The 11487-nt window shown below is 36.4% G+C and carries 10 protein-coding genes; 7 read left to right on the forward strand and 3 right to left on the reverse strand.

Annotated features, from left to right (window positions below; genetic code table 11):
* The first annotated feature begins 54 nt into the window (after positions 1 to 54).
* Genes KO502_RS04975 through KO502_RS04990 form a run of 4 tightly spaced genes read left to right on the forward strand, consistent with a single transcriptional unit; the run spans position 55 to position 4877 of the window.
* Positions 55 to 1233: an outer membrane beta-barrel protein gene (locus KO502_RS04975; RefSeq protein ID WP_216021467.1), complete on the forward strand. Its 1179-nt coding sequence runs from the start codon at positions 55 to 57 to the stop codon at positions 1231 to 1233.
* 58 nt (positions 1234 to 1291) lie between these two features.
* Positions 1292 to 1789, forward strand: a complete 498-nt coding sequence (locus KO502_RS04980) for a polysaccharide biosynthesis/export family protein (protein ID WP_252730521.1) — start codon at positions 1292 to 1294, stop codon at positions 1787 to 1789.
* 44 nt (positions 1790 to 1833) lie between these two features.
* On the forward strand, positions 1834 to 4152 hold the full coding sequence (locus tag KO502_RS04985; protein ID WP_216021468.1) for a polysaccharide biosynthesis tyrosine autokinase: 2319 nt from the start codon (positions 1834 to 1836) through the stop codon (positions 4150 to 4152).
* On the forward strand, positions 4149 to 4877 hold the full coding sequence (locus KO502_RS04990) for a CpsB/CapC family capsule biosynthesis tyrosine phosphatase (RefSeq protein ID WP_216021469.1): 729 nt from the start codon (positions 4149 to 4151) through the stop codon (positions 4875 to 4877). The genes KO502_RS04985 and KO502_RS04990 overlap by 4 nt, the downstream gene beginning before the upstream one ends.
* Before the next feature lie 73 nt (positions 4878 to 4950).
* Here the strand turns inward: KO502_RS04990 and KO502_RS04995 are convergent, their stop codons facing one another.
* Entirely contained in the window at positions 4951 to 5364 is a 414-nt protein-coding gene (locus KO502_RS04995) for a hypothetical protein (protein WP_216021470.1), read from the reverse strand.
* 243 nt (positions 5365 to 5607) lie between these two features.
* Here KO502_RS04995 and KO502_RS05000 point away from each other — a divergent pair, with 243 nt between their 5' ends.
* On the forward strand, positions 5608 to 7035 hold the full coding sequence (locus KO502_RS05000) for a mannose-1-phosphate guanylyltransferase/mannose-6-phosphate isomerase (protein WP_216021471.1): 1428 nt from the start codon (positions 5608 to 5610) through the stop codon (positions 7033 to 7035).
* Between the two features lie 92 nt (positions 7036 to 7127).
* The gene (locus KO502_RS05005; RefSeq protein ID WP_216021472.1) at positions 7128 to 8573 is read left to right on the forward strand and encodes a phosphomannomutase; all 1446 of its coding nucleotides are present in this window, start codon (positions 7128 to 7130) and stop codon (positions 8571 to 8573) included.
* 91 nt (positions 8574 to 8664) lie between these two features.
* Here KO502_RS05005 and KO502_RS05010 read toward each other — a convergent pair whose 3' ends face one another.
* Positions 8665 to 9402, reverse strand: a complete 738-nt coding sequence (locus KO502_RS05010; RefSeq protein ID WP_216021473.1) for a dienelactone hydrolase family protein — start codon at positions 9400 to 9402, stop codon at positions 8665 to 8667.
* Between the two features lie 231 nt (positions 9403 to 9633).
* On the opposite strand from KO502_RS05010, the gene arfA reads away from it, so the two are divergent.
* Positions 9634 to 9855: an alternative ribosome rescue factor ArfA gene (arfA, locus tag KO502_RS05015; protein WP_216021474.1), complete on the forward strand. Its 222-nt coding sequence runs from the start codon at positions 9634 to 9636 to the stop codon at positions 9853 to 9855.
* A gap of 486 nt (positions 9856 to 10341) precedes the next feature.
* On the opposite strand, the gene hemF is transcribed toward arfA, so the two are convergent.
* Positions 10342 to 11286, reverse strand: a complete 945-nt coding sequence (hemF, locus tag KO502_RS05020; RefSeq protein ID WP_216021475.1) for an oxygen-dependent coproporphyrinogen oxidase — start codon at positions 11284 to 11286, stop codon at positions 10342 to 10344.
* Positions 11287 to 11487: the final 201 nt, after the last annotated feature.

The raw sequence follows: 11487 nt of genomic DNA on the forward strand, positions 1-11487 counted from the left end.
CTTGCAGGGAAGAGAATGTATTAATTACAGATAAAAGTTATTTTAAGGAAGGGAATGAAAGTTACAACATTATTAAAAACTATGCTCCTTATCGTAAGCTTTTCTGCTTTTGGAGCTGAGCCTGAAGCATACATAACTGAATCAGGCATTGCTATTATTCCCGCTATTAATACAGGGTATAAATACGATAACAATATTTTTAGTCAAGCTGATGGTACTTCTAGTAGCGGTATTTTCATTATTTCGCCAGTTGTAACCTTTTTACTTGATGACGGTATCAATAACTACCATCTGAACATAGGGGGGGAGTCAGGTACCTATATTTCAAGTGCTGACGATAACTATTTAACAGGCAATATTAGTTTTAAAAGCCATTTAGAGCCAAGTTATCGATCACGATTTGATCTTTCTCTTGAGACTAAAAAAGAGGAAGAACCTCGTGGTACAGGGTTAACTGAAGGCTTAGGGGAGTTGCTATTTAAGCCCATACAATTTATTGATCAAACCGCTCAATTGAAATACGAATATGGCAGTTTAAAATCCAATGGTCGTATAGCAATAATGGGGCGCTATTATAATAAAAACTACACAAACTTTTCTGAGTTAACCCAATTTAGCAGTTTTTATCAGTCTACTTTAGGAGCTACCTTTTTTTATAGTACTAATTCTAGTACAGATGCTTTTTTTGAACTTAGAGGGGCGGGAATTAATTACTTCGAAGCTATAAGTGTTTCACGAGATTCTGATGTATATGCAGCGTTAGTAGGTATTCGCTGGAAGGCAACAGCCTTAACATCGGGTAGTTTTAAAATAGGTCAAGAGCAAAAAAAGTTTGCTGAACCTTTACGTAACGATTTTAAAGGAATAAGTTGGAAAGGTTCAATTACATGGCAACCTTTAACATATAGCACATTTACTTTTGACACATCAAGACAAGCAAAAGACCCAGATGTTCAAGGTGATTATATTAGTGAAAGTGTTTATGGTTTGAATTGGCGACATAAGTGGAGCGCAAAGGTTACTTCTAATATTACATACAATTACACTAACGAAGATTATTCTGGTTTTGAGCGTCAAGATAAAACCAATGATCTTTTTTCTAGTATTAATTATCAATTTAAACGTTGGGCTGATATAGCTTTTTATATTGAACTGACGGATAAAGACTCAACAAACAATAATGTTATTTACGATAAAAATGTTATTGGTTTAGATATTACTTTTTCTCTTTAAGAAGGTTCATTTAGAGGTTCATATGATTAAATTTTTAATGAATATTACGTTGATTTTAATGTTTTTTGTGTCATTAACTTCAGCATCTGCGACAGATAAAGACTCTTATATTTTAGGACCCGGTGACAAAGTAGAGATAAAAGTGTTTGGCCAAGATGATTTAACTATTGAGACATTGTTGGGTAATAGTGGAACAATTAATTACCCTTTTTTAGGCGAAATTTCGGTCACAGGTTTAACCGTAAAACAAGTTGAACTATTTATCGAACAAGGTTTAAAAGGAGATTATTTAATTAATCCTAGCGTATATGTTCAAGTACTTGAATACCGCTCTTTTTATATTCATGGTGAAGTAAAAAAACCAGGTGGCTATCCATATCATCCAGGTATGACTATTAACCAAGCTGTCGCTTTAGCGGGCGGTTTAACAGAGCGAGCTGATAAAAGTAATATATCGTTATTCAAAGAAGGGGATAAAAATAAAAAACAAATTGCGTCACTTGATTCAAAAGTTAATGCCGGTGATACCATTACTATTGATCAACGGTTCTTCTAACCCTTTTACTAGTTTTTTACAGTAATTTTATAATGAGTTTTACTATGAATAACACAGAAAATTTGCCGCTAGATGGACAAAAGTTGAAACAAGTTTCGACAGAAGAAATTATTGATATACGTTACTATATTTCAGTGATCAATAAAAATAAATGGCGTATTGGCTTTTTAGCTTTTGCTGCTGCATTATTTGCGGCAATGATGGCTTTGAAAATAACACCCACATATAAAGCAACGTCGACATTGCTTATTGAAGCTGATCAAGCTAAAGCTGTTTCATTTGAAGAAATATATGGGCTTGACTCTAATCGTAAAGAATACTACTTAACACAATTTGAAATTTTAAAATCTCGAACTGTAGCCCAAGCAGTTGTTGAGCAATTAGATTTAAAAAATCATCCCGACTTTATTGGGAAACCGTCTTTTATTAGTAATCTTGTTAAAGATATCAAGAAAGGATTACCGTTTATTCCAGAAAAGAAAGTTGCTGTTATTGATGTTGAAGAGCAAGAAGAGCAGCAATTACAATCTTTAGTTAAAAGCTTTTTAGGGCGCTTATCTATTGATCCAGTACGTAAAACCCAGCTAGTTAATATTTCATTTCAAAGCAGTGATCCAAAACTTGCAGCTTTAGTTGCGAACACCGTAGGTGAAGTGTATATAGAACAAAACCTTGCCGCTAAAATGGGAATGACTCAAAAAGCTGCTGGTTGGTTGACTACACGTTTATCTGGTTTACGTCTTCGTCTTGATGAATCAGAATCAAAACTACAAAAATACCGAGAAAGTGAAAACCTTATTGATGTAACAGGTACCGCAGGTGTTACAGGGGTTTTAGGTTTAGTCTCTAATGAATTGTCACAAACGTCTCAACAATTAGTTGTTGAAAGGCAGGTAAGAAATAAATTATTAAATATAGTGCGCATTATTGATGAATATGGGCGTGATAATTTAGAAATGCTTAGCTCAATAAATGAAATAACATCCCATAATACAATTCAAAACGTTAAAAGTTCTTTGGTAAATGTAGAGCTTAAAGTATCTGAATTGAGTCAAGTCTATGGTCCTAAACACCCTAAAATGATAGCTGCGAAAGCAGAGTTAGTAACAGTACAAAATAACTTATCGGCGCAAATACGTAAATTAATTACTGGTGTTGAAAAAGAATTAACTACTAGTGAACGTAATATTAATGCCTTAGAGCGAGAGTTAGTGCGTATAAAAGCGCAATATCAAACGGTAACAGCAAAAGAGTATGAATATAAAAAGCTTTCTCGTGAAGTTGAAACGAACAGAACTATTTATGATACTTTCTTCTCTCGTTCTAAAGAAACAGAAGTAACCAGTGATTTTAATTCAGCGGTAGCCCGTTTTACTGACCGTGCTTATACACCAGTAAGACCAACCAAACCTAATAAACCATTAATAGTGATCCTTGCTTTTATGGCTACAGCAGGGTTTGGGATCGTTATTGCTTTTGTCTTTGATGCACTTAACGATACCTTTAAAAATGCTACTGAAATAGAGAGTAAACTATCGCAGCGCTTGTTAGGTATGTTACCGCTAGTTCGCTATAAGAAAAAAGCTGGTTTTATGTTGCACTACTTTTTTGATGAAAGTGGTAAAAAATTTGCTGAATCAGTGCGAACATTACGTACAAGCTTTGTTTTGACACAACTTGATAAAGAAGCAAAAACTATTGGTGTAACATCTTCTATTCCGGGAGAGGGTAAATCAACAACAGCAACCAACTTAGCTTTTTCTTTGGCGCAAGTTGAGCGTACTATATTAATTGATGCCGACATGCGTAAACCAAGCCTTTGTAAGCGATTTGACATTGCTTCTTATCACCCAGGGTTAGCTAACTTTATTGCAGGAACCGCAGAGCTTGATGAATGTATTTTTAAAGATGAAAAATCTGGACTTATGGTTATGCCTTGTGGTCAACGTCCACCAAACCCATTGGAATTATTATCTTCTCCACGCTTTGTTGAATTACTTGAAAAATTAAAAGAGTCTTACGATCGTATTCTTATTGATACGCCACCTGTGCAATCGGTCAGTGATGCACTCGTTATTGCCCAACAAACGGACACTATTGTGTATGTTGTTAAAAGTGATGACACTCGTATTGGTACAACCCAAGAAGGTATTGGCCGCTTAATTAGAGTAAATGCAAAAATAGCGGGTATAGTTTTAAATTATGTAGATACTAAAAAATTATCAGAATCGGATTCCCATCAAGGTTACTATAATGAGTATACATACGGAGATAATGATTTTTCGGATGAGTCATATGCTCACAGTAGTTTAAATGACCCTAAAAATAAAAGAAGCAGTGATATGGCAAATAGAAACATATGATAGATATTCATTGTCACCTTTTACCAAGTATTGATGATGGTGCTAAAGATATGGCAGAATCGTTAGCTTTAATTAGGCTAGCGGTAGATGAAGGTATATCTCGTATAGTACTGACTCCTCATTTACATTTCGGACGATTTAATAATACTCTACCTATTATTAAATCGGCCTTTGAGGTATTAATTGCTGAAGTAAAAAGTGCAAATATTAACGTTGAGTTAGCTTACGCTGCAGAAGTTAGACTTGATTCTGAAATACTTACCTTGCTCGCGAACAAAAATTTACCATTATATGGTCGTTATGATGGCCAACATTTTATGTTGTTGGAGTTTCCACATAGCCATATTCCTACCGGTAGTGAGGCATTGGTTAAGTATTTAAAAAAACAAAATATAACCCCTGTTATTGCCCATCCTGAACGGAATCGTGACTTATTAAGTAAGCCTCATAAAATTAAAGAATTTGTTAATTTAGGTTGTTGGTTTCAAGTAACTGCTGGCTCCATTACTGGAAACTTTGGGGATGAATGTCAAACACTTGCCCTACAATATATTGAGCAAGGGTTGATTCAAGTGGTGGCAAGTGACGCGCATAATCTAAAGCGAAGACCACCGCTGCTTAATGATGCAAGAAATAAAGTTGTTACATTATTTGGTGAAGATAAAGCACAAGCCTTATTTCATGACAACCCTTATAATATAACAGCGAGTTTATTTAAAAGTTAATTACATTAGGGTCTAATACTGATCGGTTTACAATTGTTGACGATCAGTATTAGACCCTAAATAGTAGTTGAGGTTAAAAGTTTTCTTTAAACCAATCCCAAACTCCGAATGAAAAATTAGGTAATATGTCTATACCTAAGGAAGACTTTACTAAATATATTATCAATGCACCTACTAACCCTATAATACATATAATAATACTTAGAAAGATAGACTGCCTTAACAGAGATAAGCTCTTTTCCTTTCTTGTTAAGTTTCTAGAGTTTTTGCCGATTAAAAATACATAATAAAATCGCCATTTATAAAAAGGGACTTTAAAAGTACCTCGAAAATCAATGGAATGTTTCCCCCAATTACGAGATCCTAAAATAGTTAATAAATGACTTAATTGCTCTTCATTAAAGCTGTCTGCAACATTTGAAGGCATTTTCTCAAGTAAACTTGTGATGGTTGGCTCGTCACGAATGTTTTTTTTAAGCGGTGGCAATACAGCATCCTAATTTATGAATGGTATATAAAGTATCTGATGATTAAGGACCTAAGTAAACCAATTTTAACTCTATATTTATTAACTATTGAGAGCTTGCTTATAAAACTTATACTCGTTAATTAATTTCACTCATCAATTGGTATACAATAGTTAAAAAATACTGAACAGATGTTATAATCTGAAACAGTATAATATTACTCATTACCCTTATTTTTCATCACTTAATAAACGGACTTCACTATGATTTTACCTGTAATAATGGCTGGTGGCTCTGGTTCACGTTTGTGGCCTTTATCGCGTCAACTATTTCCAAAACAGTTTTTAACGTTAACTGGTGAACATTCAATGTTACAAGCAACCGCATTGCGCTTGTCGGGTATTGAACATCAAGCACCTGTGGTCATTTGTAATGAGGAGCATCGCTTTTCGGTTGCAGAGCAGTTCAGAGCTAACAATATTAAAAATAGTGGCATTATTTTAGAGCCCGTTGGTAGGAATACAGCTCCTGCTATTGCATTAGCAGCATTAAATGCAGTTAAAAATGGGGATGACCCTTTATTACTGGTGCTTGCCGCTGATCACGTTATTCAAGATGAAGCAGCATTTTGCGCTTCAGTAGAGCAAGCGGCAGCACATGCAGCAAGTGGTAAGCTAGTAACCTTTGGTATTGTACCAACGGCACCTGAAACAGGCTACGGTTATATTAAACGTGGCGATACTGTTACTGCTGACGGTGCTACTACTGAAACTGGCTATGTTGTTAGTGAGTTTGTTGAAAAACCAGATTTAGAAACAGCTGAAAAATACTTATCTAGTGGTGAGTTTTATTGGAATAGCGGTATGTTTTTATTTAAAGCATCTAGCTATTTAGCTGAATTAAAAAATCATAGTGCTGATATTTATGCTGCTTGTGAAAAAGCTATGGCTGAAACTCAACCTGATCTAGATTTTATTCGTGTTGATGCCGAAGCTTTTAAAGGTTGTCCTGATGATTCTATCGATTACGCTGTAATGGAAAAAACTTCACAGGCTGTCGTTGTTCCTATGGATTGTGGTTGGAGCGATGTTGGTAGTTGGTCTGCACTTTGGGATATTGAGAACAAAGATGCTGATGGTAACGTTTTTAAAGGCGATGTATTAAGTACAAATAGCACTAATACTTATGTTAATGCACAAGAAAAGCTCGTGGCGATTGTTGGCCTTGACGATATTGTGGTCGTAGAAACTAAAGATGCAATTTTAGTCGCTAAAAAATCAGAAGTGCAAGATGTTAAAACCATTGTTAATCAGCTTAAAGCGGAAGAACGTCCAGAGTTTAAAATTCATCGTGAAGTATATCGCCCTTGGGGTAAATACGACTCGGTTGATAATGGCGCTCGTTTTCAAGTTAAACGTATTACAGTTAAACCAGGCGCTAAATTATCAGTGCAAATGCATCACCACCGTGCAGAGCATTGGATTGTGGTTTCAGGTACTGCTTTGGTGCAAAATGGTGATAAAGAAATATTGCTTACTGAAAATCAATCAACCTATATTCCAATAGGTGTTGTTCATGCCCTTGAAAACCCAGGTAAACTTGACCTTGAACTGATTGAAGTACAGTCAGGTACTTATTTAGGTGAAGATGATATTGTTCGTTTTGAAGATCGCTACGGTCGTGTTAAATAAGTAAACAGCGCGATTTAAATCCCGCCTACGGTATTTAAGTACATTTAGGCGGGAACTTGTTCGCTTGGTTACTGCCAACTTAAGAAGTATGTATGAAAAACTTAATAACAAAAGAAGCTCTTGCCCAAAGTGGTGTTGCCTTTGGTACCAGTGGTGCAAGAGGTTTAGTTGAACAATTTACAGCGGATGTTTGTGCTGCTTTTGCTGTTGCTTTTGTTGATGCAATTAAAGATGAGTTTAGTTTCTCTACACTCGCTATCGCTATTGATAATCGCCCAAGTAGTTATGCTATGGCGCAAGCCTGTAGTGCAGCCCTTGAAGAGTTAGGTATTACTACTTTTTATTATGGCGTTATTCCAACACCTGCATTAGCTTATGCTGCCATGCAGCGAAATATACCTTGTATCATGGTTACTGGCAGTCATATCCCATTTGATCGTAATGGCTTGAAGTTTTATCGACCAGATGGCGAAATCACTAAACTTGATGAACAAGCTATCTTAAATAGTACAGCAACATTTGACTCACTTATTGTTAATGACGAATCTACTTCTTTAGCTGAATTAGTCATTGATAAAGCTGCTGGAGAAGAATATTTAGCACGTTACTTATCGCTTTTCGAGCAACCTTTTTTAGCTGGAAAGCATATTGGTATTTATGAACACTCAAGTGCGGGACGTGATTTATACCAACCGCTTTTTGAAAAACTTGGTGCTACAGTTACCTCGCTTGAACGCAGTGATGTGTTTGTGCCTATTGATACCGAAGCTGTGTCTGATGAAGACAAAGCTAAAGCCAAAGCGTGGTCTGAGCAATATAAGTTTGACGCGATATTTTCTACCGATGGTGACGGTGATAGGCCATTAATTGCCGATGAAAAAGGCAATTGGTTACGTGGTGATATTTTAGGTTTGTTATGTGCCAAAGCGCTAGGGGTAGATGCTTTAGCAGTACCGGTTAGCTCAAATACTTCAATTGAATTGTCAAGAGCTTTTAAACAAGTCGATCGTACGCGTATTGGCTCACCTTATGTTATTGCTGAATTTGCACGTTTAGCTAAAAGTTTTGAATCCGTTGCTGGTTTTGAAGCCAATGGTGGTTTTTTACTAGGCTCAGATACAATCATTAATGGCAAAACCCTAAAAGCCTTACCAACACGTGATGCAGTATTGCCGGCAATTATGTTATTGGCAGCAAGTATTGAATCAGGCAATATTTCAAGCTTAGTTGAGGCGTGTTCATTACGTTTTTCAGCTAGTGATAGAATTCAAAATTTTGCCACCGAAAAAAGCCAATCGTATATCGCGGCATACAGTAAAGCGCCTTATGCTTTAATAAAGCTTCTAGGTTTTGATGAAATTAGCGTGCTGAAAACAGATGTGACTGATGGCTTAAGAATTACCATGTCAAATAACGATATTATTCATTTACGTCCTTCAGGTAATGCGCCTGAATTACGCTGTTATGCGGAATCAGATAATGAGGTAACAGCACAAACATTAGTGGTACAAGTGCTGGCTAAAATGAGTACGTTATAAATATTTATTTGAAGAGATAATAAAAAGCCTGAATAAGAGATTATTCAGGCTTTTTGCTAACTACTGTAGGCAAGCGTTATATTGTTTTTAGTTATTTCAGGGTACGATTAAATAATTCAACGGCCATACCATACACACGCAGCGCTAATTGCGGGTCATAACGTTCGCCTTCATCACGCATAAAGGCATGTGAAGCGTTAAACTCGTGCCACGCAAACACATTACCCGAAGCTAATAAATTATTATGTATTAACATACGGCCTGCATCAGGAATATGCGGGTCTTGTTTACCCCAAATCATCAACAATTCAGCTTTAATATCTTTGGTTCTTGTTAGTGAGTCGTTACCGTTACCACTCGGTAAATCACCGGAATGAATATCTGTTGCATATAAACAAGTTGCGGCTAACACACTGTTATTTAATGCGGCTCTATAAGCAAGGTGACCACCAATACAAACGCCCATAGTGCCTATGCTGTTAGTGCAATAATCTTGTTTTTGAATAAAATCAACTAACGCTTGAGTATCGCTGTCGTGATCTTCTAATGGTTTCGTCCACTTATCTTGATTACCTTTATCTTTACCTGCGTCGTCATAACCTAGCACTGTGCCAATAGGGTTGAGTTCATGAAATACTTCAGGTACTAATACCACAAAACCATGTCCTGCCATTATTGCTGCAGTTCTAGCTATTGGTGCGGTTTGTTGAAATATTTCAGAATAGAATATGATGGTTGGGTATGTACCAGCGGCTTGTGGACGATAAATATAAGTCCGCATTAACCCTGTTGGTGTTTCGATATCTTGGCTGTGCTGTTGAATGATCATAGTAAACGTATGTCCTGGTGAAGAGCAGAAAAGAATGATTCGTTTAAAAACAGTTTACCCTTAGGAATAAAATAAAAAAAGTATTGTTATAAAAAGTTAGAGGTAATGTTTTTTATACATTGTTGATTTTACGATATTTGTTTTTATTTACGTTTAGTTGATTAAGCGTATAATCCTCAGCTAACAGTTTACTGTTGTTTAATAAATAAACTATTTTAGTTAAGGAAAGTAATGGGTAAAAATAATAAATTGCCAGTAGATAAAAGCTCATCTACTCGTAATCAAGTAGCAAAAACAGAGTTAGGACGAGGCCAAATTAAAGGCAATTTTTTAGCAGCATTAGTGACCTCAAAGGTTTACAAAATGCAGGTAGTGAAAGCGAAAAAAGGTAAAGGCTCATACCAACGTAGAGCAAAAAATGGCAGGGGAGAGTCTTATTTAATAGCTGCTTAGTGCCGCACTGAGTGTTTATTAAATAAGGTTTTCTTTAAGTTGTGTTGGTGTAGTCGCATACTTGAAAAACTGGATTCCCGCCAAGACAACGCGGGAATGACGGAACTAGTTTGATAGTGCCAAAAAACTATTCTGCTAATTATTGATTCACAAAGGGCTATGTAGGCTCATAATTTTTACTAAGCCAAGCCAGGTCATTCCCGAAGTAACTTGTCGGGAATCCAGCCTTTAATTTTTAAGTATAGTAATAAACCAAAGCCAATGGATTCCCGCCAAGACAACGCGGGAATGATGGAACTAGTTTGGTATTTTCAAAAGGCTATCCTGCTAATTATTGATTCACAAAGGGCTATGTAGGCTCATAATTTTCACTAAGCTAAGCCACGTCATTCCCGAAGTAACTTGTCGGGAATCCAGTTTTTTAATAGATTCCTAGCACCTAATACCTAACGCCTAGCACCTAATACTTGTACCTAACACCAAAATTTACTTTAAAACCCCTAACCAATCTTTGGGACTTAAATAATCAGCTAATTTAGCTTCTGCACTATCTTCGTCAGCTTGGAAATTATACTCCCAACGCGCCAATGGTGGCATCGACATTAAAATTGACTCAGTCCTACCGCCTGATTGTAAGCCGAATAAAGTTCCGCGATCAAAAACTAAGTTAAATTCAACATAACGTCCACGGCGGTATAGTTGAAATTGACGTTCTGCTTCACCATATTTTTTATCTTTATTAGCCAACATAATAGGTACATAAGCATCAATAAAGCCTTGGCCAACAGATTTTACATAATCAAAACAAGTGTCAAAATCCCACTGGTTTAAATCATCAAAGAATAAACCGCCAACCCCACGGGTTTCATCACGATGTTTTAAATAAAAATAATCATCACACCACTTTTTGTGATCATTATATACGTTATCACCAAACGGCTGACATAAATCATGAGCTGTTTGATGCCAGTGCTTTATATCATTATCGTTCGGGTAAAAAGGGGTTAAATCAAAGCCACCACCAAACCACCAAACGGGCGCTTCACCTGCTTTTTCGGCGATAAAAAAGCGTACATTGGCGTGTGATGTTGGAATATGTGGATTTTTAGGGTGAATAACCAACGACACGCCACAAGCTTGCCAAGTTCTTCCTGCTAATTCAGGGCGATGCGCAGTAGCCGAAGGTGGTAACTTATCACCCGAAACAACGGAAAAATTTACTCCGCCTTGTTCAACAATTGTGCCGTTAGTCATAACACGGGTTCTACCTCCGCCGCCTTCAGCACGTTTCCAGTTATCTTCAATAAACTCACCTGTGCCGTCAGCTGTTGTTAACGCTCGGCATATTTTATCTTGCAGGCTTTTGAAAAAACTTATTATAGGAGCTATGTCAATATTTTCTGTTGAAGCAGGGCTTGCTGGAGAGTTCATATTTTACCAATTCTTTATCAGGAATAAACGGTGTCAATTAGGCTGTTATTGTAGGTAATGCAGATCACCGAGGCAAGTATCTTCTATACTTGTTGATTTAAGTTGGCAGCCCCAGCATTAATATTTATTATCTTTATTTTACCTTCACTTTACCTATTGTACTTATTTTGTGCTTAAATTCTTGATGTGCACTATAATTGT

Origin of the sequence: Colwellia sp. E2M01 (genome assembly GCF_018860585.1) — a bacterium.
Classification (GTDB): domain Bacteria; phylum Pseudomonadota; class Gammaproteobacteria; order Enterobacterales; family Alteromonadaceae; genus Colwellia.

Coding starts and splice junctions, on each gene's coding strand:
- KO502_RS04975 (WP_216021467.1), top strand. CDS start 55: ATGAAAGTTACAACATTATTAAAAACTATGCTCCTTATCGTAAGCTTT.
- KO502_RS04980 (WP_252730521.1), top strand. CDS start 1,292: ATGTTTTTTGTGTCATTAACTTCAGCATCTGCGACAGATAAAGACTCT.
- KO502_RS04985 (WP_216021468.1), top strand. CDS start 1,834: ATGAATAACACAGAAAATTTGCCGCTAGATGGACAAAAGTTGAAACAA.
- KO502_RS04990 (WP_216021469.1), top strand. CDS start 4,149: ATGATAGATATTCATTGTCACCTTTTACCAAGTATTGATGATGGTGCT.
- KO502_RS05000 (WP_216021471.1), top strand. CDS start 5,608: ATGATTTTACCTGTAATAATGGCTGGTGGCTCTGGTTCACGTTTGTGG.
- KO502_RS05005 (WP_216021472.1), top strand. CDS start 7,128: ATGAAAAACTTAATAACAAAAGAAGCTCTTGCCCAAAGTGGTGTTGCC.
- KO502_RS05010 (WP_216021473.1), bottom strand. CDS start 9,402: ATGATCATTCAACAGCACAGCCAAGATATCGAAACACCAACAGGGTTA.
- arfA (WP_216021474.1), top strand. CDS start 9,634: ATGGGTAAAAATAATAAATTGCCAGTAGATAAAAGCTCATCTACTCGT.
- hemF (WP_216021475.1), bottom strand. CDS start 11,286: ATGAACTCTCCAGCAAGCCCTGCTTCAACAGAAAATATTGACATAGCT.